Raw genomic sequence first — 24,549 nt, forward strand, 5'->3', positions numbered from 1 at the left:
TGATTAAACGCTAATCGTGCATTTTTATTGAGAAAAACGAAAAATACCGCCATAATGAAAATATAATAACTATAAGGAAATGGAGATCATATGAAGAAAAAGTTCATGTTTCTATTAGCAATCGTTTTTCTTGTTCTGACAGCATGCGGCAAAGATCAAACGATTGCATTAAAGGATCAAAGCGGCAATGAAGTTGCCTTCCCGCAGGACAAGCCATCTGTCTTCTTCTTTATCACAACATACACCTGAGGACTCTGTCAGCAGCAGCTGGTCGAGCTGCATCAGAATATGGATAAATTAGAAGATTTGGATGCCAATATGTACATCGTCAGCAATGATCAGCCTGAGCAGCAGCTTGAGCTTTATCAGGCACTGGAAGAAAAGATGGGACAAAGCCTCCCATTTATTTCTGATCCGGAAATGAAGCTCATTGAACAGGCTGGCATGAAAAATGGCGACACTGCCTACAGGGGCTATGCAATAATGGATACAAAAGGCAAAATTGTGTTAAATAAGGTCAATGACCATTGGGGCGAAGAAATCGATACAACTGCAGAAGATATAAAAAAAGAGCTTTCTAATTAAAAAAACACGCTCGCGAGCGTGTTCAAGAATTCCTGTCTCTATCTGTGAACTGGAGCATGGCGATAACAAACATACCGAAACTGATCATCAAAGACAACACTTCAAAGGTACCCATTTATACATCGCCTCCTTACCTTCAGCCTTCCCGGAAGCAAACTTGTCCTATACGCAGGATAAGTGCCTTATTAAAAATCCGTTCAAAAGGCCTAAAAAGAGCCAGCACATGTCAAAATTGCATGTGACTGGCTCTTTTTTATCTTCTCATGAAATTACGGTGAGAAATGCCGCGCTTTTATTCCGGATCAATTTATGTGCGGATGAAGAAATTTATGTGCGTTCATCACTTAGACCGAAGTTTCCTTTCCGAATGCGGCCGGAACCTGGACATGTTTCCTTCTTAATGAATCAGCACTTAAATAAATTTCAATGACCAATAGCAATAAAATGATCCAGACGCCTGAATTCAGGATGAATGCCTGCAAAGGGCTTTCAATAAAAAAGGTAAACGTAAAGAACATCGCAAATGTAAAGATTCGGCTCCACTGTGTCACATCGTAGGTGAAAATGCCCTCTTTTAAGCCAAACATTCGAATGCGCCACACGAGCCTTATAATTTCAATAGCCTCAACGATTATGAAGACCAGGAATACAGCCAGCCAAAACCACATGGCAGCAGAACCTGCAGCGATGCCCGATTTGAACATGGCAAGCCCGCTGATCGATAAAGCACCGTGAAAAATGCAATTGGTATTATTCCAGTCCTTCGCTAAATTCCATCCGCGAACAGCATAACGCTTCAGGATAAACCAGGCACTGATAAAATAAAAGAGCAATCCAGTAAAAATAAGAGCGGCATTCAAAAAGACAGGAACCTCTTTAAAAACAGTATTAAAAAGGAGCACAAGTGACTGTGTGCTGACAGTGGTCAGCAGCAGAACACCATGTGTCTGCCGGCCAAAAGGTGCAGCTCCAAGCTCCTTGAAACCTCTTATGCTGATCCAAATATAAACTGCCCATAAGCCCGCATTCAGGATCGCGAGCGCCTGGGCTTCCGCACCGGCACCAAATTGTCTGAAGAACATAATGCCGCAAATCGAAGTGCCGGCCACCCAGGTTCCGATGCCAAAGCGATTAATGGGATTAACGTAATGCAGCTTCTTGAACTCTCCTTTAAAAATGGTCATTCCAATGGAGACGAGGAATGCCAGCCATAACGCCAAATCAGCTATACTGAGAATCTTGCCGAAGCTTCCCAAAAAGAAGGGCATCCCGAAATAATTGAGCAAAACGCCCTGTGTCACGATGCCAAATGCCATCACAGCCGCCATGGCAGCCGTATTGATATTAATTTTTTTAAGTATGATAAATAAAACAGCCCCAATAAAAAGAAAGCCGAGCAACAGAAAATATAACACTATAATCACCGTAATTAATTTATTTACTATAATTATAACATTCTATGCAAGTGGTACTTTGGCTGCAGATAAAAAAGGCAGTGCATGTTGTATGCACTGCCAGCTCTCTAGATCAAAACGGTGTTTCTGTTTTCATTTCCTTCTAAATGAACCCCTTCAAATGGAAGTTCAATCTCCATTTTCGTGCCTTCTCCCACTTTGCTTTCGATGGTTAAGCGGCCATTATGGTTTTCGATAATTTTATAGCAAATCATCAGACCCAGCCCGGTTCCCTTTTCCTTTGTTGTATAAAAGGGTTCCCCAAGACTTGGAATCCGGTCTTCCGAAATACCAACCCCCTGATCGATGAATTGAACGGAAATGGTATTGCTGGTCTTTTTCATGACTTTAATCGTTAATGGGCCGCCGTCCGGCATTGCTTCAATCGCATTCTTTATGATATTCAGGAATACCTGTTTCAATTGGTTCTTTTCACAATGAACCATGGGGGCATAAAGATTATTTTCTACTTTTATTTCCACGTTATTTAAAATTGACTGGGTATTGCTAAGGAGAATCACTTCGCTGATTAATTTTGTCAGGTCCTGCTTTTCAAAAATGTCTGCAGTGGGCTTGGCCAGCACTAAAAACTCACCGACGATTCCATTAATGCGATCCAATTCTGTAAGCACAATATCAAAATATTCTTCTTTTTGACTATTTGACTTGAAAAGCTGAACAAACCCTTTGATCGATGTAAGCGGGTTCCGGATTTCGTGTGCGATGCCGGCTGCCATCTGCCCCAGAAGTGCAAGCTTCTCCGATTTTTGCAGAAGCTGTTCCTGTTCCGCTTTTTTATCAGAAATATCTGTTCCAATCGAGAGTATGGCCTCTTTTCCTTCAAATTCAACATAAAGTGATGAAACTTCAAAATAACTTCTGGTTCCATCAATACGTTTAATCATATATTCAGTATTGTTGAGAAGCTCCTTCTCTGTACTTATGTGCTGATAGCGTTCATGTAAGCGGCCCTGATAGTCAGGCTCAACAATATCGAGAAGCGATAGGCCTATTAATGAATCAGTATTTAATCTCGACATGGCACTGACAGCTGCGGAGTTTGCATATAAAATTTCACAGTTCTTATGTATGAACACGGAAACCGGGAGTGATTCCAGAAGCTTTTTATAGCTTTCCTCGCTGGCCCGCGCTTTTTCTGCATAGTACCGGCTTTTGTCAAACTGCCAGCCTACAAACCAGGCGATACCTGTAAATAGAAAAAAATCAAAAGAAAGAAACTTTTCATGCGAAAAAATAGATTGATAAGAGGTAAATAAAACCGAAATAATCACAAGTGAAATTTGACCAGTATGTTTATTCATATATCCCTCTTTTTTTTATGTTTTTTTCTATTATTTTAGCATCAGTTGTGAAGAAAGCGATATCATTTTTTTCAGAACAAGGGCATCCTGCAGCAATCATGTGCAGATGATACCCACAAATTCATCTTACTTCTTCACCTGTCCATTCCCTTTCACAATATATTTCGTCGATGTCAGTGCCGGCAGCCCCATCGGACCCCGGGCATGGAGTTTTTGGGTGCTGATGCCGATTTCAGCGCCAAACCCAAACTCGAAGCCATCTGTAAAACGGGTGGATGCATTATGGTAAACGGCCGCTGCATCAACTTCATTCAGGAATTTTTCCACATTTTCCGGGTTTGATGAAATAATCGCTTCAGAATGTTTTGTGCCAAAGCGGTTTATATGAGCAATGGCCTCTTCCACGCTTTCCGTCACTTTCAATGCAACTTCCAAGCCTAAATATTCAGCGGCCCAATCCTCTTCCGCGGCCGGAATGATTTCTTCCCCGCTGACACCTTCACCGCCATGAATCACAACTCCTTTTTCCTTTAGCGCATTCACAAGGTCGTTAAGCTCCTCCCACTCTCTGTGAACAAGGATCGTTTCGCAGGCATTGCAAACCGACGGACGCTGTGTTTTGGCATTAACCGCTATGCTAATCGCCATTTCCTTATCGGCACTTTCATCAATATAGATATGACAATTGCCTGCACCAGTCTCAAGCACCGGGACTGTGGATTGTTCTACAACTGTCTGAATCAGCTTTGCCCCTCCCCGCGGAATCAAGACATCCAGGTAATCGTTCAGCTTGAACATAGCAGAAGCGGTTTCCCGGCTTGTATCCTCAATCAGCTGTACTGCATCTGCCGGCAGGTCACTCTTTTCCAAAGCATGATGAATCACTTGCACAATCGCTTTATTGGAATGAATGGCAGTTGAACTTCCGCGCAGCATAACAGCATTGCCTGTCTTCAAGCATAAGCTTGATGCATCGACCGTTACATTGGGACGCGCTTCATAGATCATGCCGACAACACCAATCGGAACCCGAACCTGTGTTATCTCAAGCCCATTCGGTCGTTCCCACTTGGAAATAATCTCCCCAATTGGATCTTCCAGCCGGGTGAGCTGGATAAGTGCGTCCGCCATATCCTCAAGGCGGGCTTCATTTAACCGCAGACGGTCCAATAAAGCATCGCTCATCCCCTTTTCCTTACCTGCGTCCAGGTCCTTTTCATTTTCTGTTAAAATAAAATCCTTCTCCTGCATCAGCTGCTCAGAGATCAGTTCAAGCGCACGATTTTTTTGCTGTGTCGACTTTTTTGCCAGCTCTGCCGCTGCTTTTTTCGCTTTATGGCCTTTATGAATTAACTCCATGAACTTTTCTCCTTTCTTTTTTGGGTTACCCAGTGATCCCGGTGAATGACAACCCGGCGGTCGCTCCCGGCCAGCTGCATGGCTTCCACACTGGATAGCCCTTTAATGGCCCGAAGTTCATCGGATGAGAAATTAACCTGCCCCTTGCCGATCAAATCCCCTTTTGGGCCAATCACTTCCACCACATCCTGAATATGAAAATGGCCTGTTATGCTGGTCACACCTGCAGGCAGAAGGCTTTTTCCCTGCGTTAATATGGCCTGTGCAGCACCGTGATCCACTTCAATTTTCCCATTCGGAACAGAATGCAGCGCAAGCCACTGCTTGGAAGTTTTGACACTCGGCTGTGACCTCGTGCCGATATAAGTCCCATCCCCTTTGCCTTCAAGGATCTCAACCAGCTTTTTCGCGCCATGACCCACGCCTATGAAAACCTGCACACCCAGTGCCAATGCTGTCCTTGCCGCCGCAAGCTTTGTCACCATTCCGCCGGTTCCCACCTTTGAGCCTGACCCTGCGGCAGCATTCATCAATTCCTCGGTTATTTCTGAAATAAAATTGAACTTTTTTGCTTCTGAATTTGTGCGGGGATTGGAATCATAAATTCCATTCACATCTGTCAGGATGATCAGGCGGTGTGCCTGTACCAGACCGCAGACAAGTGCTGACAGCATATCGTTATCACCAAAGGCCAGCTCCTCAATCGATACAGAATCATTTTCATTAATGATCGGAAGAACATTCCGCTTCAATAGTTCAGACAATGTGGCATGTGCATTTTGGTATTGCTCCTTATGCAGGAAGTTTTGCCTTGTCAGCAGCAATTGCGCTGCAACGATTCCATGCTTTTTGAATTCTTCCGTATACCCCCGCATTAATAACCCCTGACCCACTGCGGCGGCCGCCTGTTTTCCGGCAATGGTCACCGGGCGCGAAGGATAGCCAAGATCCGCAAATCCTGCAGCAACGGCTCCTGATGAAATTAATATAACCTCATGCCCCTTCTCCTTCAGCCGTGAAAGGGCAGCTGCATGCTCCTCCAGCTTTTCCATGCACAATCCGCCATTGTTATTAGTCAGCGAACTGCTTCCAATTTTCACAACAATCCGTTCCTTCTTCACATCAGACACCACCCTTATGTTAAAAAGCGTTCGTCCGCTCCATAAAGCGGAATAAAAAAAAGCCCTCCCATCCCTAAAAAAAGGACGGAAGAGCTTTGTCTTTCGCGGTACCACCTTCATTGGCACTGCACACTGCAAGTGCCCGCTTAAAAATCCTTTAACGACGGAATTTCGGCCAGGTTTGCCTGGCAGCTCAAGGGCTAGGTTCAATAGCTTTGCAGGCCGCAGGATCTTTCAGCCGGTGAATCCCGCTCTCTTCTTGCCTGATTTCTATTTACTGATTCCCTGTCAATGCTGTTGATATTTTCATAAGATTAGAATTATTATGCATGCTTCTGTATTTTATGTCAATGATTAATTTGCTGATTTAAAGGGGTAAAATTCTCATTTTCACGGTAAGGTGCATTCCCATGATAATGCACGCCGAATCGGGAATGCTAAGAAAAAAGACTAACGGGAGGATGTACATATGGAGTCAAATGGAAAGCAGTTATCCATCTTTTCTCTTGGCGGCATTAATGAAATTGGGAAAAATATGTATGTGATTCAATATGATGACGATATTATCGTGATAGATGCCGGGGGGAAATTCCCCGATGAGACATTATTGGGGATCGATTTGATCATCCCGGATATCACTTACCTTGAAGAAAACAGGGAAAAAATACGAGGCCTGATTGTCACTCATGGACATGAGGATCATATCGGCGGGGTTGCCTATCTCCTGAAAAAAATGAATATGCCGATTTATGCTACGCGATTTACACTGGGGCTTATTGAATTAAAGCTAACGGAGCATCGCCTGCTTGGTGACTCCGAGCTGATCACCATTGATTCTGATACTCGCCTTGAATTTGGTGAGATAGGCGTAAGCTTTTTCAAAGTGAATCACAGCATCCCGGACTGTCTGGGAATTGTTTTTAAAACACCGGAGGGAAATGTCGTCCATACAGGCGATTTTAAATTTGATTTGACTCCTGTAAATCAGGAGCATGCTGATATCCACAGGATGGCGGAAATCGGGCGGGAAGGAGTCCTCGCACTTCTTTCAGAAAGCACAAACGCTGAGCGGTCCGGCTTTTCTCCAACTGAGCATATTGTCGGGGAGAACATTGAGGAAGCATTCATGAAAGCCCCCCGCAAAATCATCATCTCCACATTCGCTTCCAATGTGAGCCGTGTCCAGCAGGTGGTGGCTGCAGCCATGAAAGCAAACCGGAAGCTTGTCCTTCTTGGCCGAAGCATGGTGAATGTGGTGAATGTGGCCATTGAACGCGGGTATCTGGCCGTTCCTGAGGGAATGATTATCAACCCGAAAGAGGCAATGAATCTCGCTCCTGAAAAGGTGTGCATACTTTGTACCGGCAGCCAGGGTGAGCCGATGGCTGCCCTCTCACGCCTTTCTTCCGGAAATTACCGTGACGCTGAAATTCATCCTGAAGATACCGTGATTCTGGCTGCCTCCCCAATCCCGGGCAACGAGCGTGATGTTTCTAAAATCATTGATAACCTCTTTAAACTGGGTGCCAGAGTAATTTACGGATCAGGCAGCTCAACGGGAATGCATGTGTCCGGCCACGGCTACCAGGAGGATTTAAAGCTTATGCTCACATTGATGAAGCCGAAATATTTTATTCCCATTCACGGTGAATACAGAATGCTTCATCATCATAAATTGCTTGCTGAATCGATCGGTGTTGAAAAAGGGAACACTTTTATCATTAAAAATGGGGATGTTGTTGATTTTGAGAACGGAGAAGCACGCCAGACAAGGCGGGTGCCTGCAGGAGATACGTATGTGGATGGAGTGGGTGTCGGTGACATTGGCAGCATCGTGCTCCGCGACAGGAAGCAGCTATCAGAGGATGGCATGCTTGTGATCGTACTGACCATGAGCAAGAGTGAACGCAAAATGATATCAAGGCCGGATACGATATCCCGGGGCTTTATTTACGCAAGGGAATCCGAAGATCTGCTGAGAGACATAAATCGGATAGCAGAAAAAACCGTCAACGATCTTCCTGAGCAGGATAAAAGCCAGTGGAATGTCATCAAGCAGAGCATCAAGAAATCACTTGGGCAGTTTTTATTCGAAAAAACAAAGCGCAAACCAATGATCCTGCCGATCATTATTGAAATATAAACGAAAAGAGGCAAGCCTATTATGGCTTGCCTTTATCACAGGATAACGAACAATCAGTCAGGAAACTTCCCTCCTGATTGGAGTTTCCCATTATCTAAAGGGCTGCTTATCCGCGGCGTCCGCCTCGGCCGCCCCGCTTTCCTTCAGTATTGCGCTTCAATGAAGAAATATTTTCTTCGCTCGATTTTAAGAATTTTGCCATTTTGTCTTCAAAGCTTTCCTTTGGCTTAAAGTTTCCTTTTGAACGGAAATCTCTGGAACCACCACCGCCGCGGCGATCATCTCTTCCCTGGCGCGGTGGGCGCGGTGAATAAGAAGATTGGCCTTCCGGTCTGTCCACTGCTTTTTTGATGGATAAGGCAATTTTGCCTTCCTTCTCACTTAGCACTTTAACAGTTACTTCATCGCCAACTTTTAAATGATCATTTACATCTTTAACATAGCTGTCAGCTACCTCACTGATGTGAACTAGACCAGTCGTGCCGCCTGGCAGCTCGACAAAAGCTCCGAAATTTGTAATACCTGTTACTTTTCCTTGTACCTTGCTTCCAATTTCGATTGACAAAAAAACTTCCCCCTCGGTAGTGTTAACAACGTCTTATTATAACTTTTTTTTAAGATAATTTCAATGCCGGCGATATCCCCCGATATTCTACCCCGAATGAAGGGGGTTCAATCCTATTTTCGGGTAAAATTTATGCATATAATCGGCTCTTTTGGTTATTTCCGTTTTTCCGGCATATATTTCAGCCACTTTCCCAGTCTCCAGCTGTTCACTCCATACACTAAAAGGGCAATGCCTGCTATGCCTGCGGATAACTGCAGGATCAGCATTTCATCAGCATAAACGCCAAAGCCTGACCCGGTTAAACCTAGCATGAATAACTGAAAAAACTGCTTTTTCCGATTTTCATAGATCGTAAATTGAAACTCTCTTCTTTGTCCGGCCTCTTTCATTTTTTCCAATTTACGCGGTGTTTCCAGGAACACCGCTGCTGAATGAAAAATTTTAAAGAACGGCTGGGATTGGATAATGTTCCAAATAAAGGACCATTTATTCCCCTGTGAGCTTAACCATTCTGTAAAAACAGGTTTACCAAGCTCAAGAAGATCATCTTCCGGTGCCAGATGGCGAACAATCCCTTCGATTGTCATAAAGGACCTGCCCAGAAAAACAAAGCGTGTTGGCACCTGAATTGGAAGAGCAGCAATCAGATCGTTTAGTTCAAGCTTAAGAGCCACTAAATCCATGTCCTTTACCTGAGAGAGGTCAAATGCCATCCATTCTGACAGCAGCTTCTCCATTGTTACTGCATTAGCTTCCGGCAGCAAAAATCCCAGCTGTGACAGACATTCGACTGCTTTACTGTAGTTTTTAGCGAGAATGGATTCAATTAAATTCTGAAAAGAAACTGCATCTTTTTTTGAAATTTCACCGGCCATGCCGAAATCGAGAAGAATGATCCTCCCTTCTCTCGTAAACTGCACATTTCCCGGATGAGGATCTGCATGAAACATCCCAGGTTCCAGCCATTGCGGCAGGAAGAGCTTCATCAATTGGCGGGCCAATTCCTGACGGGACATCTCTAGTTTTTCAACCGCTTCTGAATCATTGAGCCTTTTTCCCTCCACCCATTCCATTACAAGCACTTTCGAGGTGCAAAGCTCCTGATGCACATCAGGAATTTTCACCATCTCACTGTCTTTAAAGCGCTTCTTAAAATAAAGCAGTGTATCCTTTTCCTTTGTAAAGTCAAGCTCCCGCTCAATAACCTGCTTAAGTTCCTGAAAAAGGACTTTTAAATTAATGAATCCCTTTGGAATAGGGACAAACCGATCTGCGAACCAGACAAGAATACTAAGGGTCCGGAAGTCGGTATGTACGATAGATTGAATATCTGGACGCTGCACTTTAATGGCAACAATTGAGCCGTCCTGCAGAGCGCCTTTATATACCTCTCCAATCGAAGCGGATGCTATGGCTTCTTTTTCAATCGCTACCACCTTTTTAGAGAGCTCGCTTCCCCACTCTTCATTTAAAATTACTTGGATTTCACTCCATTCGGACGGAGGCACCTTATCGGTCAGGTCTTGAAGTTCCTGGATGAAAGATTTTGGAAGCAAATCAGAACGAATGCTGATAAACTGACCAATCTTTATCAGCAGCCCTTCTAATTCAAAAAGTGTTGTCCGGAATCTTTTCCCGATGGCAGACCATAATTTTTCCCACTCAGCTTCTGATTTGCGGGTCCATTTATACCAGTAAATCTGTATTATAATGAGAAGTGCCAAAGAAAACACTTTATACATGCGGAGCCATTTACTTCTCGCCTTCATTTCCATCATCTTCTTCCTATGTAAGATGTACTGTATTATTCTGTAATACTGGCTAAATACCCTTTTCTTTTATACGGCAGCATGTTTAAAAAGTTTCATAACGTAAAAAAAACAGCCCGTCCTTACACAAAGGACAAGCTGTTTGCCTGAGTCTCCAGGATATACTGATGAGTTATGTTAACAATCTCTTCTTTATCATGGTCCATGGATGCCACATGATAGGAGTTATAGAGCGATATAGCTTTCTTCTTCGCGGAGCCGATCTTCTCCAGAATAAAATCAGTACACTCTGCAGGCACCACATGATCTTCTACCGACTTAAAACCTAATACAGGTGTTTTAATGTCAGGCAATAAGTCAGGTGTTCTTTCCATGACCTTCTGCAATTCGAAGATAGATGGGACCGGTACTTTACCGTACGTAATCTCCTCTACATCCTCTTTTTTAATATCAGGTGCGCCTTCATCTATATACCTGGGGTTTGTTTTCCCTTTTAGATTTTCATAACATGGAACCCGAAGAGCGGCATTTATTAACACAATACCTGCAATTTCCGGATATTTATTAGCCAGCCAAAGTGTCAAGGCCCCACCCATCGATTGACCTGCAGCATAGACAAATGTGCATCTGTCTTTTAGAAATTGATAACCCTTTTCTGCTTCAGCAAACCAATCCTCATGAGAGGTATTTTCCATATCTTTATAATGTGTGCCATGACCTTTAAGCCTTGGAGCAAAGACGGTATAGCCAAGCTTGGCAAATGACTCACCCAAAAACCGGACACTCTGGGGAGTACCAAGAAAACCATGTGTGATCAGGATCCCGATCTCATTGCCTTCATAGTAGAATGATTCTGCACCGTCCAAAACAGGATAACGTTCATTCATAATCTATTCCTCCCTCAGAATTAATTATTCACATTATATAACCAACTATTCCGACCTGTCAACTTGTATTTAAAAAATGAAATGACCGTCCCGAAATGAAAGGAACGGCTAAACTAAAAGTATAACCACAAATACAAGAAGACAGAAACTTAATCCAATAATAATAGCCCTCGCATTAGAGTTCCATGTGTAATCTGTGAAGTCTGCAGGTGATTGAGCACCATCCACCTTTCTGCTGTGAATGACCATGCTGATATTGGTCATGGCCAGAATCGCGATAGTCAGAAAAAATAAAAACATCGGTTCAATGGTTAGAAGAATATTGGATCTAAAATGAAGATAAGCATTTAAAAAACATATACCGCTCACCAGCAGACTCGAGATACTCCCCACAGTCCGCTGCTTTCTCCATTCACTGCTCATCTTTTCTCTTTCGTATTTGGCTATTTGATCTAAAGCGGGGATAATGGAGGATGCAGAATCTCGCCTGATAAATCCGGCAAGAGACTGAACGAACAGTAGAACTCCAAGAAACAAAAACATGTGAAACATCGTTATTTCCATGAATGTTATCACAGCGAAAGATATGCCTAACGCTGCAATGATTGCGCCATTCATCCATAAGATTTGTCTGACCCTTAACTTACCAATTTCCGAAGAGCCCACTCTTATCCCTCCTTTTTTCTAATAAAAAAGCTAACCGGGCTGGCAAGACTTAAGAAAGCGATTCCCAGGAAAAGCAAAGTGGCAGTTCCGTCCCCGCCCAGACCAAGCTCATCAGCGATAATGGCGTCAAAAAATAAAACCTGGCCAGAGATGATAATTAAAATAAGTGATATAAACACAACCACTATCCCGCTAATGGCTTTTGAAGTTAAAGCAAAAATGAGCAATATAACGGCTGCCAGTAAAGAGCTATAAAAGACTGGCTGTAATAATGTAAATGTCCCCTCTGTTACAAATGATTCGTAAGTGTACATATTTCCTCCTAAAAAAAACCTTTTATACTGTTATTTTACATTTTTATAATATGAAACTCCATTTTTATTGAACATAACCCTATAAGAATATATTTGCGGCACCATCTTAATAATAGACATTGACTTATTTATGTGAGTATTTGTATAAAGATATTATGATTCTTAATTAGAAACGGGGAGATTAAAATTCAAGCGCGATCCTACTTTAAGTTTAGTGTGACAGCTGCTTTGATGCTGCTGGGCTACGGAATTTATTATATTGTATCAGTTGTTTTGTTCTTCTTTGCGATAGGTGCACTTCTGCTTCCTATTGGGGTATTCGGCTTTCCAATCTTAATTTATATAGTTTGGAAAAGGATATTGAAACATGCAGAAAATAAGACTTTAAAGATAGTATTCTTGCTTGGCGCCTATATGGTTTTTATTTTTATTACATATATATTAGATAGTATCAGCTGGAATGAAGGCGGCAATTTGGCCATGTATCTTTCCTGGCTTGGCATTGAGGTAAAATGAAATCACTGTTTCTTGTAAAGCTGCCCCCGTTTCCTTTTCGGGGGTTTTTTTCCCCTGATTTCTTAATCTGGCTGGAATAAGCCTAATACACTTTTGCTGGCAAGCAAGGCCTTTACATTCTTAATTTTATTGTAAACTATATTTTCTATCACGTTGACAAACTTCTATGTTAACCATAAAATAAAAACAGTTAACCTATTAATCTGAATTGGAGAGGTATTATGAAAGTCAAAGAAATGACATACGTGGCTTTATTTGCAGCAGTAATGGGAGCACTCGGTCTTGTTCCCCCAATCATGCTATCTTTTACACCCGTTCCGATTACCTTACAGACACTTGGTGTCCTTTTAGCCGGAGGTATTTTAGGTGCCAGACTGGGCGGAATCAGCATGGCCGTGTTTTTGCTGCTGGTTGCAGCCGGTGCTCCGTTATTATCTGGCGGCCGCGGTGGCATAGGTGTTTTCTTCGGTCCCAGCGCCGGCTATTTAATTTCTTACCCGGTAACAGCATTTTTTATCGGCTATTTACTTTCACACTTCAAAACTTTAAAATTAATGAATATCCTTCTCATAAATCTGACTGTCGGAATATTCCTAATCTATCTGTTTGGCATTCCGGTACAGGCCTTTATGATGAATATTCCTCTGGCCGAAGCTATAAAATTAAGCCTGGTTTATATCCCGGGAGATGTGTTGAAAGCTACCCTTGCCTCATTCCTGGTATACAGACTGCTTAAGCATCCGATTATTAATAAGCAATTTTCTAAATCTCTGGAGACACTTTAAGGTGTCTCCTTTTCCATAAGGAGAGGAACACCCTTGACGAATATTACAGCAAATATAGAGAAGTTCGCCGAAGGTTCGCCGAATAAAGCAGCAATTATTACGACAGACGAGTCTTTAACCTATAAAGACTGGAACACTCTCGTATGTAAAACCGCCAATTGGCTAAAGTCTTTTTCTTTTGAAAATAAGACAGCGGGATTTCTTCTGCCAAATGGGATCCCATTTTTGCAATTATTCACCGGGGCCACCATGGCTGGATGGACAGCTGTTCCTTGCGATCTTAAATGGAAGGCAGAGGAACTTAGTGAGCGGATCAGGATTTCCAGCCCTTCTATTATAATCACAGTTAAAGAATACTATGACCAGGTTTCCAGCATGCACCCTTTCGTCCTCGTCTGGGAAGATGCATTTATGGAGATTGGCGGACAAAATAATTCGTTTCACATCGATTCTGAAAGCAACAAACCATTTTATATGGGTTTTACTTCAGGTACGACCGGCAGTCCAAAGGCATTTATCCGCTCCCATAAATCCTGGGCTGCCAGCTTCAAGGTTAATGAGCATGATTTTAAAATGAATGAAAAGGAACATGTCCTGATTCCAGGGGCACTCATCCACTCTCATTTTTTGTATGGCGCGGTTAGTACCCTGTGTACAGGCGGAACAGTTTACCTGCTTGATAAATTCAATGCAGCCAAGGCCCTATTGTGTATTGAGGAGCAGCCAATCACCGCACTTTATACAGTTCCGACAATGGTGTCAGCTATTTTAAAAGAAAAAAGAATCATAGAGAAGCCTTTTAAAATTATTTCTTCAGGAGCAAAATGGGACGAAACATCAAAAGAAGAAATCAGCAAAATGTTTCCTAAGCTTTCGATGATTGAGTTTTATGGGGCCAGTGAGTTAAGTTATATCACCTTTCATGGGAATGAGCAGAAGGCAGAATCAGTCGGTAAGCCTTGCCATGGAGTTGAAATCGAAATCAGAGGTCCAAAGGGTGAAAAGCTCGTTCCCTATGAAATCGGAAAAATATATGTCAAGAGCGATCTTATTTTCGATGGTTACCTATTAAATGGCGCAATACATACGATACAGGATCAAGATGGCTGGGCAACTGTTGATGATATGGGCTATGTTGATGAAGAAGGAAATTTATATATCAGCGGGCGGGAGAAGAACATGATTTTATATGGTGCCATTAATATCTTCCCGGAAGAAATTGAAAAAGTGATCAGCCAGCACCCTGCTGTTGAGGAGGCTGCTGTGATTGGAATGGAGGATCCATATTGGGGCCAAATAGCAGTAGCGATTATTCAAGGCAATACAGATGCTCTGGAGTTAAAACGCTTATGCAAAAATCATCTGGCCTCCTACAAAATTCCGCGCAAATGGATCTTCACTGAAGAAATGCCTTACACAGCCGGCGGAAAAATTGCCCGCGCCCAGCTGAGGGAAACCTTCGAAAGGAAGGTGATCAGCCATTAAGAGAGCCGTTATTGTACAAGCAAAAAGAACACCTATCGGAAAAGTTAATGGGATGCTTAAAGACTATGAGCCGCATGAACTTGCTGCCCCGCTGCTTAAATATCTGTCGGCAGGCCTGGAAGAAAAAATTGATGATGTCATTTTAGGCAATGTCGTGGGACCTGGCGGCAATATTGCCCGTTTGTCTACATTGGAAGCAGGACTCCCGCTGTCCGTTCCGGGTTTTACCCTGGACAGGCAATGCAGTGCGGGTTTGGAGGCCATACGGCTGGCATGCTATCTTATCCAGGGAGGCGCCGGCACCTGTTATATAGCGGGTGGTACGGAAAGTGCCAGCACCTCTCCCTTTTCGAAAAGGGCCCGCTTCTCCCCAGACAAAATCGGAGACCCGGATATGGGTGCTGCAGCGGAACATGTTGCCGAAAAGTACAGCATTTCAAGAGAAGCTCAGGATACATATGCACAAATAAGCTATGAACGGAGCTGGAAAGCTTTTGAAAATAGAGTCCTCGCAGACGAGCTGATTCCCATTGGAAGCCATTCACATGATGAAGAGTTTTTCAAAAAGAGAAAAATGCATACTCTTTTAAAACGAGCCAAACCAATATTTAAAAAGGATGGAACTGTAACAGCAGCCAACAGCTGCGGCATCCATGACGGGGCAGCTGCTGTTTTGGTGATGGAGGAAGAAACAGCAATTAAAAATGGCTACAAACCCATTCTGCGTTTTGCTGATAGTGCCGTTGCTGGTGTACACCCCAACTACCCGGGATTTGCGCCTGTTCCAGCCATACAAGAGATTCTGGAAAGAAATTATTTAACCATTGACGATATTGATTTAATCGAAATTAATGAAGCTTTCTCTTCCAAAATTGCAGCATGTGCCAATGAGCTTTCCATTCCACATGAAAAGCTGAACGTTAATGGAGGGGCTTTAACAATTGGGCACCCTTATGGAGCGTCAGGTGCAGTGATCGTTACAAAATTATTTTATGATGTGCAAAGGAGAAATTCTTGCAAATACGTATTAGCTGCTATTGGGAGCGGAGGCGGCGTCGGTGTGGCGATTTTGTTTGAGGCAGTTTAATGAAAGCTTGGAGGATAGCCTGGAGAAGTGGATTTCCAGGTTATTTTTCTGCTTGAAATTTGGCAGAATCCGACGTAATAGCACAATTTTAGCAACTGCTAGCATTTTGCTATTCGACAAATATCAACTGATATCACACTGGTATCCATCTATTTTCTCTTTTTTTGCAAAACATGCGGCTTATTCAGCTGCCTGAAGGATCGCATAAGCGCCAAGAATCGCACCAATGAATTCCAGCCAGCCCCCTGCAGCCAGCAGGACTCTTTTTTGGATGCTCGTTTCATCTTCTATAAGAATTCCTAAAGCGTCCAGGATCGCCGAAACGGAAATTAAAGAGTACCCCAGAGTTTCGAGATTGCTAAGCATATTGTCTTCTTCATTTTCAACTCCCGAAGCTTCCAATGCGGCACCCATGGATTGAATGGCACTGCCCAGCGAATTGAAGCCTGAAACAGAAACTGAGGGATTCTGAATTTCAATATTGTTTGCAGCCGAGTTAATGGAGTTCCCGCCTGCCTGCGTAAAGCTCCCAATAATTCCATATAAATTAGCTGTTTCACTTCCTTCAGCCAAGCTTATCCTGCCAAACCCCTGCAGGCTATTGCCAACTGCCTGGACACCGTTACCGTCCCGTATTAATTTTTTGTTCACATTGTTTTCGCCTGGCTTCATGGTTTCACCAATTGCTGAAATAAATGTGCCCGTAACCAAAAAATAAGCTCCGATCGTTAATAAGTCATCTCCCTCCAGATACATGATTACCCCTCTCTAAAACAGTTCTTCATTTAACCACACAGAAGATTTTGAGTCAGGTACATCGTTTGCATCACTGCTTTCAGAAGAGATCTCCTGATTCTCCCCCTGAATCGTACCAATTAGGGATAAGACAGAACCGACTGCCTGAATCCAGCTTCCCACGGCAATAATATGATTTGCGCTATCTCCAGGTGCTCCCCTCTCTTTTTCCCTGAGATTTTTTGTACCGCCGATTGCCTGAAGGGAGTTTCCAATCGATTGAAGCAGATTGCCATTTATATTAAGTATTTGACCGGGTGCAGTGGGATCTTCTAATTCATCTCCAAGTGCTGTCGCTCCGCCAAGAGCCTGAATCCAGTTTCCTGCGATAACTAATTTATCTTCATTTTCATCCTCTAAGTCCAGTGTTAATCCGGCAATGACCGTGCTGTTTCCGATTGCCTGTATCTCATTGCCGACCTTTTCAAGAGATGGCCCGCTCTCCCCATCCGCCTGGAGAGCGTTTCCTGTTCCTTGGAGGCTATTTCCCACTATATCGAGGCCATCAAAAAGACTTTCCATTCTTTTTGACTTGGCGGGTATGGTTGAGACAGCTGAAATGATCGTTCCGATTGCAGCTAAAGCGGCTCCGACGACCTCTTTTAGTTGATTGTCCATAACATACTCCTTAGCTGACGTATGTTATATTATATTCAAATTTTTTTCATGGGTACGAAGTTAATGAAGAGTGGCGGTTTCGGTGTCCGGATACTCTAATCTTGATTTGTATCAAAACAGCAAACCATATTGTTTCAAGGGACTTCGCCGTGATTTAGGCATTTACTCCTTCATATGTCCCCTTCTTGCTTTATGTGAGCAACAATTAATATCTGTAATCCTTCCCATTGTGATGGTGCTATAATAGTTCCCATCCGACAGCAGCTTATCCATTTTTAATACCCCTTCAATTTCAAAGCCATACTGCTCGTATAGCTTAATCGCTTTCTCATTTGTTTCAAGAACATTTAAGGTAATCTTCTTAATATGATTAGCTTCAGCCCATTGAATAGACTGAGCTAAAAGGTTTTTTCCAATAGCAAAGCCCCAGAATTCCTTCAGCACACATACTCCAAACTCCACTTTATGACGGCTTCTTTTCAGTTTGCTGCCTTCACATCTGGAAAAGCCTGCAATTCTTCCATTTATCTCCGCAACCAAAAATATATTACGTTCACTAATGGAATCTTTATTAACTAATTCTCTGAAACCTGTTTCATCTATGTATCCTTCACCTGCTTCCCGATCCATGTTCTCCGTTTCTCCATCAATCTGCACTCTTACTTCTGACAGTTTTTTAGCATCTTCCTCGACAGCAGATCTTATCGTATAGCACAAATTTTTAACTATATATTGTTTTGGTTTTAAAATCACAACAATCGCCTTCTTCTCTAATGAAATAATTCAAAAAGAGCCAATTCTTCCCTAAAAAGAATGGCTCATCAGTTAATTAATGCTCACCCTCTGTATAGATTTGAAAATTCACTCCGAATTTGTCGATTACGCTGCCATATGCAGGGCTGAAAAAAGTTTCCTGAAGAGGCATAGTGACTTGGCCGCCCTGCTGCAGAGCTTCAAAAAATTTCTTCGATTTTTCAGGATCTGATGCTGAAAGGCAAATGGTCACTTGATTGCCCGTTTGATGATTCTGACCAGGGAATGTATCGCTAAACATAAGTTCGTTCTCCCCAACCTTTACAGTTGCATGCATAATGCGGTTCTTTGCTTCTTCAGGCAGCGGATATTCAGGATTATCGGGACCTTCCCCAAATGTTTGCTTATACAGAACTTCCGCTTCCAGCGCTTCTCTGTAAAACTCAATTGCTTCATTCGCATTTCCGTCCATCACCAAATAAGGAATCACTCTTACTGTCATTTTCATCAGCTCCCTAATATTTTCATTTTTCTCAATATTTATTACAAGGTTGATTTTACTACGAGGAACAAATGTTCGCAACTATTTTTTAAAAAAACCGGTCTATTTTTATCACTTGTTCTATATTTTATAGAAATGGTGCAGGAACTTGTACCACATTCCATAGACAAAGGTGAGATGAGAATGTTTACGGTGTATTATCTTGATGGGAAAAATGTTTTATTAAATCAGCTTCGCAAAAGTGTTCCAAATGAAGGAGAAGAGATCAGAATCAAAGGACGCAAAGGAAAAGTAACCAGTGTAACATCAGTAGAGGAAAGGAAAATTCACGTACAGGTAGAGCTTGAAAGTGTAAATAAAGCGAAGCTGGCAGCAGAAGTTGATAAAAAGAAGAAAAAAAGATGAGAAAACCCGCATTGTCTGCGGGTTTTCCTGATTAATGCAGGGTTGCTCTGATCTCCTGCATTTTTTTCCTGACCAGAGGATAAAAATTCTTCTTAGCACTTGCAGTCGAATTCCCTCCAAAAAATTCAGTGCCCGGACATGTTTTTACTGCATGCCCATGGCTGTTATCCAGCACCCTCTCACCTGAGTTAATATCCCACCAATGGTGATAGGTGATGCTGTCGATGGATGGCGCCAGGCCATATTTCAGCATCAGGAGAGCTGTTACGGTCACGATCGTTTCTTTTTGTTCAGCAGTCATTTGATTGGAGTCAAAATCACCGAGATTTTCGATTGCTATCGCTTCTGCTTCGATCTTGTGCATCGCTTCTTTATTCTGAAGTCCGAATGATCCTTCCGGTGCTATATCGAACGGTCTCCCCACTGCCACCTTTCCATCCGGGAAAGTGGTCAGCTGCTGGCTGATCATGCTCCACTTCATCCCGCCTACATGATACTCCTCCATCCCCTTCAGGAGCGCAAAATGATTTGTGCCATTGAACTGTTTATATGATGGCTGATAGGTGTGATGCTGCTGAACCTTGGCCACTTTCCTCGTAAATTTCTGATTGAAAATCCAATCCCGGAACTCCTCTCTTGTCATGAGGACAAACTTACCATCCATGGCTAATTTCTTTGGAATAATTTTTAGTTTCTGCCCGGCATTTATAGCATTTGAGGATAGTCCATTTGCTGTCTTAATAATCGGGACACTTGAATCATATTTTTCCGCCAGCCTCCAGAGTGTATCTCCGGGAGCCACTTTATACATAATCGGAACACGCAGCTTTTGCCCGATTAAAAGTCTGTCTGACTGCAGGCCGTTAAATAGTTTTAAGTCCCCTGCAGTTGATCCGTATTTTTTTGCAATCAATGTCAGGGTATCCCCCTGCTTTACATCATAAATATTGCGGGGATTGTTTTCAGCATGTGCAGCGCTCCAATTCAATTGCCAGAACACTGCGAGACTGAGGAAAAGAAATATGCATTTTTTCATACTCAATGTCCTTTCCATTCGATTTATATTATTTTTGTATAACTAAAGAAAATTATCCTCTTTTTTTGGCATGATAAAGGAATCTGCAGGGTATTTTCTATAGCAGAATAAAAGAAATGTAAGGTGTGAGTCAGCATGAAAAACCAATACTTCTCAGAAATCTGTGTACCGATTCAAACTCCATATGGATTTAAACCAGCAGAAAAAGAACAATTTGATTTTACGTTCGACCGAAAAGACCGTTTTAATGATTACCGGATTGAAATTGATGAGCAGGATTATGATATCAGCCTGGATGACAATGGCCAGTGGTATTTTTTCACTTCATTTGTATGCGATTCATTTGATGAGCTTAAGCTTTCCAGACAGATTTTCAGGCCGCCCTATTTAAAAAATGTGGAATTGCGTTTAGTGGATTTAATGGAGAATGCCGATATCCGGCCACTTTATGAAGGTCATGACAAAGCATACGGACATGCACTTGCTCTTACTGATAACCTGGCATCTGTCCCGGCATTCCGGCAGGCCAGGCTTGCTAATTTTGATGGTTCTGATGATCCCACAATTATAAAAAGGATTCATTACATTCAAAATGAATACAAAGGAGAAATCACCCGGTTTATTTCCGGATTTGAAACCCGTTCTTTTGCAACCTATACAGAAAATGAATACTACGCAAGGGAAATTCACCTGCCGAAAAATGCAAGAACTTATTTGAAGCTGTTTGTTTACTTTTCCAGATATGGCACTCTTCCGTCACAGCAGATGATGCCGCGGTTCCTGGCGAATCTATGGGCGTCTGCACAGAGCTTAAATACGAAAGCCAATCCTGCACTCTACAAACAGGAAACCATAGATTAAAGAAGAGAGTTTCATTTTTCGGCAATAAAAGCCATGATACGACCTCCGCCCGCAAGAATAGTCTAATCCTGCGCTTTCCCGAGAAATATGAAAAGCGGAAGCGCCTTGCCCACGAAGGAACGCAGACTAAGAACGCCACGTCCTGTGGCAACGTCTGCATGACCCCCATCCTGGGGGCCTCAAGCACAAGCCGAGCCTCACAGGAAGGCGTTCTTTGCCTTCTTGGGAGGATTGCCCGAAATGTGGAGGCGACTGCCCAGGGACGACAGGCATAAGACGGTTCCTGTAAGAAGGCGTTTTTCCTTCTGAAAGGAAACGGCTTATAACCCCGAGTCCCTAGGAGCCGCAACAAGACAAGCTTGTGACCTCGAGGGGGTAGGCGCTGGAGCTAGACAGTTATCGAAGTTTAAACCTTTAACAAAATACAAAGGAAAAGCGGGGAATATTTCCCCGCTCATTTGCCGTCTGTAATTTCTTTCAATATTTCATAGGAACGTTTTTGTTTTTCTTCGTCATAAATATAGGAAACCGCCATGATTTCGTCCACATTGTACATGCTCTGGAACTGCTCCAGCTGTCCTTTGACAGTTTCTTTGCTGCCCATAAGGGTGACGCTTGACATCCCTTCTGCGGCTTCCTTCTCCATTGGGTTCCAGATGGAGTCCAGATCCTCGACCGGAGGGCTCAATTTCATGGAAGTCCCTCTGACAACATTCAGGAAAAACTGTTTCATCGTGGTGGACAGGAATTCCGCTTCCTCATCCGTTTCTGCTGCAATGACATTTAAGCAGATCATCATATATGGTTTATCCAGATACTGCGAAGGCTTAAAGTTGGCACGGTAGATCCGGATGGCGTCCTCCATCCACCTTGGAGCAAAGTGTGATGCAAACACATATGGGAGCCCCAGTTCAGCAGCCAAATACGCTGAATCTGTCGAAGAACCAAGAATATAAATGGGAATGTTCGTTTCAACACCCGGGTGTGCTTTTACATAGCTCTGCTCCTCTAAAGGACCAAAGTATGTCAGCAGCTGCTTCACATCCTCAGGGAATGTATATACAGAATCATTTTTTGAACGGCGAAGCGCACTAGCCGTCATCATATCCGTGCCAGGTGCCCTGCCAAGGCCCAAATCGACCCGGTCCGGATAAATGGTGGCCATCGTTCCGAATTGCTCGGCAACCACTAATGGCGCATGGTTCGGCAGCATTATACCGCCGGAGCCAACGCGAATGGTTTTAGTATGCTCCAATGCATGTTTTATTAAAATAGCCGTGGCAGAACTGACCAGTGTCGGTGTATTATGATGCTCCGCTATCCAATAGCGTTTGTAGCCCATCTCCTCTGTTGCCTGAGCCAGATCAACAAGATCTTCGATAGCCTGCCTGCTGTCTTTCCCCTCCCGTATTGGGGCAAGGTTTAAAACAGAAACAGGTATTTGTATATTGGTCATTTTATAATCTCCTTCATGAAGAATTGACTTTATTTTAACAACCGAAATAAATTTAGGAAAATATAATGCTTAGTGTGAGCAGATTTATTAAGAAAAAACCAGCTCCCGCGAAAGGAGCTGGCTCTCAGCTTACTCTTAATGGTTCTTCATTTTCAGCAGAAACACTGGTTTTTACCGGTTTTTTCTTACTCAAAGCCAGCAGCAGAATCATGCCAAAGATACATGCAGTACCCGCCCATTGAAACAGGCCGAATGGTTCGTTCAGCCAGATAACCGTCGTAAATACTGCGGCAAGCGGTTCGAGGCTGCTTAAAAGACTGGTTTCGGTTGGAGACAGCGTTTGGAGACTTTCAATGTAGAACCAGAACGCAAGCATCGTTCCAAAAATAATAACGAAAACCAAATACAGGAATGCTTCAGCCGTTAAGCTGCCGAAATCCATTTCCCATGGGGGATGGATGAAACTCAATGCAAATCCGCCAATCACCATCGCCCAGCCAACCACGACAAGGGAATCATACTTCTTCAGCAGCGGGACGGCATACAACGTATAAAACGCCAGTGCCACACCGGATAGAACTCCCCATACAATCGCAGGTGACGGTACGGACAGCTGAGAAACAGAACCATTGGTCAATAGAAGAAAGCACCCCGCTAAAGCAAGGGACACGGTCACCAAATCCTGTCTTGTAAACACCGATTGCTTACGCAGGACCAGATAAATGATAATCATAGCTGGTGCCAAATATTGAAGCAGCGTGGCAACAGCCGCATTGCCATGGTGAATGGAAGCCATATAGGTATACTGTACGGCCAGCATTCCCGCCAGGCCAAAAATCAAAAGCATGATAGCTGCTTTTTTATTCTTCCACACTCCAAACACCTGTGAGCGATCCTTCAGCAAAAATTGTACGGCTAAGAGTAGCACACCAGCGATCAGAAGCCGGGCTGTGACAAGCCAATCAACTGAGATGCCGAATTCCTGAAAAAGCTTTTGGGCAACAGTTCCGCCAACACCCCAGAATGAAGCTCCAAAAATAACGAGCAATAAACCCGTACTCCTTGAACGTCCTTTCATGTTCGACTCCACCTTAAATATAATAATAGTGTTATAATATATCAAATTCCCTAATAAAAATAGCTGGATATCATAAAAAAGTATAACAATATTGAGGTGGCTTTTTTGCAGATTAAAGATTTTAAAGTGGATGAAAGCCTGAAGGAATTGACGAGCCACAGGACAGTGGTGATGCCTGTCGCGTGCTACGAGACGAAGATCGCAGATCATATTCAAGGCAAAGTTCCTTTGCATTGGCATGAGGAAATTCAATTTATCCTGACCCTTAAAGGCGAAGCCATGGTTCAAGTCAATGAAGAGAAATTTGCGGTTAAAGAAGGAGACTGCCTGTTCATCAATAGCGGGTGCCTTCATTCAGCCGAGGATATTAGCGGAGATTGCGTGTACATTTGTTTAAATGTCTCCCCTCATTTCCTGCTTCCCCAGGAATTGTTCAGCAGCTATATTTCTCCGTATATTTCAGCAACAAATCTTCCAGGCCTAATTTTGAAGGGTAATGAGGAATGGGAAAACAATATTATAGACAGCATCCTGGAAATCAAGAAATTAATTCATGAGAATTCACCATTTTATGAGATTGATACAGCCAGTCTGCTCACATTCATTTGGCAGCAGTTAATCAGGAACGGATTCCAGCTGGAATACAGCCAGACTGAGTTTGAAAAACACAGGCGGATGAAAGAAATGCTGAATTGGATCCATGAACATTATGCTGAGAAAGTCACCCTGGAGTGTATTGCCAAAGCCGGCAGACTGAGCAATTCTGAATGCTGCAGATACTTTAAAAAGATTCTAAGAACCACACCCATTAAATACCTGATTCAGCACCGCCTGCAAAAAAGCCTCCCCCTGCTTCAGGAGCCGGGCTCGAATGTAACTGAGGTTGCGTATAAAGTAGGCTTTAACAGCAGCAGTTATTTTATTGAAAAATTCCGTAATGCGATGAATATGACACCTTTGGCTTATAAAAAGAAGCGGCATTGA

General features: G+C 43.1%; 27 protein-coding genes and 1 other annotated feature. Of the genes, 10 read left to right on the forward strand and 17 right to left on the reverse strand.

What is annotated here, in order from left to right:
- Nucleotides 1–90: 90 nt before the first annotated feature.
- Together BK139_RS23905 and BK139_RS08470 are read left to right on the forward strand one after the other, a co-directional pair.
- Nucleotides 91–249 (forward strand): hypothetical protein, encoded by a 159-nt coding sequence (locus BK139_RS23905; RefSeq protein WP_175609082.1) that lies wholly within the window; start codon nt 91–93, stop codon nt 247–249.
- A gap of 18 nt (nt 250–267) precedes the next feature.
- The gene (locus BK139_RS08470) at nt 268–585 is read left to right on the forward strand and encodes a redoxin domain-containing protein (RefSeq protein ID WP_335449755.1); all 318 of its coding nucleotides are present in this window, start codon (nt 268–270) and stop codon (nt 583–585) included.
- Nucleotides 586–607: 22 nt separating this feature from the next.
- On the opposite strand, the gene BK139_RS24550 is transcribed toward BK139_RS08470, so the two are convergent.
- From BK139_RS24550 to proB, 5 genes are all read right to left on the reverse strand, one after another.
- Complete coding sequence (locus BK139_RS24550) at nt 608–700, reverse strand: putative holin-like toxin (protein WP_226618119.1); 93 nt, start codon at nt 698–700, stop codon at nt 608–610.
- 229 nt (nt 701–929) lie between these two features.
- Nucleotides 930–2,000 (reverse strand): TDT family transporter, encoded by a 1,071-nt coding sequence (locus tag BK139_RS08475; protein ID WP_286148291.1) that lies wholly within the window; start codon nt 1,998–2,000, stop codon nt 930–932.
- A gap of 107 nt (nt 2,001–2,107) precedes the next feature.
- A complete protein-coding gene (locus BK139_RS08480) occupies nt 2,108–3,361 on the reverse strand; it encodes an ATP-binding protein (protein WP_076257913.1) in 1,254 nt (417 codons plus the stop codon).
- 126 nt (nt 3,362–3,487) lie between these two features.
- Nucleotides 3,488–4,720: a glutamate-5-semialdehyde dehydrogenase gene (locus BK139_RS08485; protein ID WP_076257914.1), complete on the reverse strand. Its 1,233-nt coding sequence runs from the start codon at nt 4,718–4,720 to the stop codon at nt 3,488–3,490.
- Nucleotides 4,711–5,841 carry a glutamate 5-kinase gene (proB, locus tag BK139_RS08490; protein ID WP_076257915.1) on the reverse strand — a complete coding sequence of 377 codons (1,131 nt, stop codon included), beginning with the start codon at nt 5,839–5,841 and terminating at the stop codon, nt 4,711–4,713. Before proB ends, BK139_RS08485 begins: the two co-directional genes overlap by 10 nt.
- Nucleotides 5,842–5,918: 77 nt before the next feature.
- Nucleotides 5,919–6,142, reverse strand: a binding site (T-box leader).
- Nucleotides 6,143–6,310: 168 nt separating this feature from the next.
- Here proB and BK139_RS08495 point away from each other — a divergent pair.
- Entirely contained in the window at nt 6,311–7,984 is a 1,674-nt protein-coding gene (locus BK139_RS08495; RefSeq protein WP_076257916.1) for a ribonuclease J, read from the forward strand.
- 106 nt (nt 7,985–8,090) lie between these two features.
- Here the strand turns inward: BK139_RS08495 and BK139_RS08500 are convergent, their stop codons facing one another.
- From BK139_RS08500 to BK139_RS08520, 5 genes are all read right to left on the reverse strand, one after another.
- Nucleotides 8,091–8,549 (reverse strand): S1 domain-containing RNA-binding protein, encoded by a 459-nt coding sequence (locus tag BK139_RS08500; RefSeq protein WP_076257917.1) that lies wholly within the window; start codon nt 8,547–8,549, stop codon nt 8,091–8,093.
- A 155-nt stretch (nt 8,550–8,704) separates the two neighbouring features.
- Nucleotides 8,705–10,321, reverse strand: coding sequence for an ABC1 kinase family protein (locus tag BK139_RS08505; protein ID WP_076257999.1), 1,617 nt, complete (start codon nt 10,319–10,321; stop codon nt 8,705–8,707).
- A 122-nt stretch (nt 10,322–10,443) separates the two neighbouring features.
- Nucleotides 10,444–11,208 carry an alpha/beta hydrolase gene (locus tag BK139_RS08510; RefSeq protein WP_076257918.1) on the reverse strand — a complete coding sequence of 255 codons (765 nt, stop codon included), beginning with the start codon at nt 11,206–11,208 and terminating at the stop codon, nt 10,444–10,446.
- A 108-nt stretch (nt 11,209–11,316) separates the two neighbouring features.
- On the reverse strand, nt 11,317–11,874 hold the full coding sequence (locus BK139_RS08515; protein ID WP_076257919.1) for a hypothetical protein: 558 nt from the start codon (nt 11,872–11,874) through the stop codon (nt 11,317–11,319).
- A gap of 2 nt (nt 11,875–11,876) precedes the next feature.
- Nucleotides 11,877–12,188, reverse strand: a complete 312-nt coding sequence (locus BK139_RS08520) for a hypothetical protein (RefSeq protein WP_076257920.1) — start codon at nt 12,186–12,188, stop codon at nt 11,877–11,879.
- A gap of 228 nt (nt 12,189–12,416) precedes the next feature.
- On the opposite strand from BK139_RS08520, the gene BK139_RS08525 reads away from it, so the two are divergent.
- The 4 genes from BK139_RS08525 (at nt 12,417) to BK139_RS08540 (ending at nt 16,061) form a co-directional block, all read left to right on the forward strand.
- Complete coding sequence (locus tag BK139_RS08525; protein ID WP_076257921.1) at nt 12,417–12,704, forward strand: hypothetical protein; 288 nt, start codon at nt 12,417–12,419, stop codon at nt 12,702–12,704.
- 221 nt (nt 12,705–12,925) lie between these two features.
- Nucleotides 12,926–13,489, forward strand: coding sequence for a biotin transporter BioY (locus BK139_RS08530; RefSeq protein ID WP_076257922.1), 564 nt, complete (start codon nt 12,926–12,928; stop codon nt 13,487–13,489).
- Nucleotides 13,490–13,522: 33 nt separating this feature from the next.
- Entirely contained in the window at nt 13,523–14,974 is a 1,452-nt protein-coding gene (locus BK139_RS08535; RefSeq protein WP_076257923.1) for an AMP-binding protein, read from the forward strand.
- The gene (locus BK139_RS08540) at nt 14,970–16,061 is read left to right on the forward strand and encodes an acetyl-CoA C-acyltransferase (protein WP_076257924.1); all 1,092 of its coding nucleotides are present in this window, start codon (nt 14,970–14,972) and stop codon (nt 16,059–16,061) included. Before BK139_RS08535 ends, BK139_RS08540 begins: the two co-directional genes overlap by 5 nt.
- A 180-nt stretch (nt 16,062–16,241) precedes the next feature.
- Here BK139_RS08540 and BK139_RS08545 read toward each other — a convergent pair whose 3' ends face one another.
- From BK139_RS08545 to BK139_RS08560, 4 genes are all read right to left on the reverse strand, one after another.
- The gene (locus BK139_RS08545; RefSeq protein WP_076257925.1) at nt 16,242–16,817 is read right to left on the reverse strand and encodes a DUF6944 family repetitive protein; all 576 of its coding nucleotides are present in this window, start codon (nt 16,815–16,817) and stop codon (nt 16,242–16,244) included.
- Nucleotides 16,818–16,829: 12 nt separating this feature from the next.
- Nucleotides 16,830–17,474 (reverse strand): DUF6944 family repetitive protein, encoded by a 645-nt coding sequence (locus BK139_RS08550; RefSeq protein ID WP_076257926.1) that lies wholly within the window; start codon nt 17,472–17,474, stop codon nt 16,830–16,832.
- 162 nt (nt 17,475–17,636) lie between these two features.
- A complete protein-coding gene (locus tag BK139_RS08555) occupies nt 17,637–18,227 on the reverse strand; it encodes a GNAT family N-acetyltransferase (RefSeq protein WP_076257927.1) in 591 nt (196 codons plus the stop codon).
- Nucleotides 18,228–18,303: 76 nt separating this feature from the next.
- Nucleotides 18,304–18,729: a VOC family protein gene (locus tag BK139_RS08560; protein ID WP_076257928.1), complete on the reverse strand. Its 426-nt coding sequence runs from the start codon at nt 18,727–18,729 to the stop codon at nt 18,304–18,306.
- 183 nt (nt 18,730–18,912) lie between these two features.
- On the opposite strand from BK139_RS08560, the gene BK139_RS08565 reads away from it, so the two are divergent.
- Nucleotides 18,913–19,134, forward strand: coding sequence for a hypothetical protein (locus BK139_RS08565; RefSeq protein WP_076257929.1), 222 nt, complete (start codon nt 18,913–18,915; stop codon nt 19,132–19,134).
- A gap of 31 nt (nt 19,135–19,165) precedes the next feature.
- Here BK139_RS08565 and BK139_RS08570 read toward each other — a convergent pair whose 3' ends face one another.
- Nucleotides 19,166–20,047, reverse strand: a complete 882-nt coding sequence (locus tag BK139_RS08570) for a LysM peptidoglycan-binding domain-containing protein (RefSeq protein WP_440230605.1) — start codon at nt 20,045–20,047, stop codon at nt 19,166–19,168.
- Between the two features lie 258 nt (nt 20,048–20,305).
- On the opposite strand from BK139_RS08570, the gene BK139_RS23910 reads away from it, so the two are divergent.
- Nucleotides 20,306–21,031, forward strand: a complete 726-nt coding sequence (locus tag BK139_RS23910; protein WP_175609084.1) for a hypothetical protein — start codon at nt 20,306–20,308, stop codon at nt 21,029–21,031.
- A 454-nt stretch (nt 21,032–21,485) separates the two neighbouring features.
- Here the strand turns inward: BK139_RS23910 and BK139_RS08580 are convergent, their stop codons facing one another.
- Both BK139_RS08580 and BK139_RS08585 read right to left on the reverse strand, forming a co-directional pair.
- Nucleotides 21,486–22,487 (reverse strand): LLM class flavin-dependent oxidoreductase, encoded by a 1,002-nt coding sequence (locus tag BK139_RS08580; RefSeq protein ID WP_076257930.1) that lies wholly within the window; start codon nt 22,485–22,487, stop codon nt 21,486–21,488.
- A 124-nt stretch (nt 22,488–22,611) separates the two neighbouring features.
- Entirely contained in the window at nt 22,612–23,565 is a 954-nt protein-coding gene (locus BK139_RS08585; RefSeq protein WP_076257931.1) for an EamA family transporter, read from the reverse strand.
- A 105-nt stretch (nt 23,566–23,670) separates the two neighbouring features.
- On the opposite strand from BK139_RS08585, the gene BK139_RS08590 reads away from it, so the two are divergent.
- Nucleotides 23,671–24,549 carry an AraC family transcriptional regulator gene (locus tag BK139_RS08590; protein ID WP_076257932.1) on the forward strand — a complete coding sequence of 293 codons (879 nt, stop codon included), beginning with the start codon at nt 23,671–23,673 and terminating at the stop codon, nt 24,547–24,549.

The organism is Paenibacillus sp. FSL R5-0490 (assembly GCF_001956215.1).
In the GTDB taxonomy this organism is placed as follows: domain Bacteria; phylum Bacillota; class Bacilli; order Bacillales; family Cytobacillaceae; genus Cytobacillus.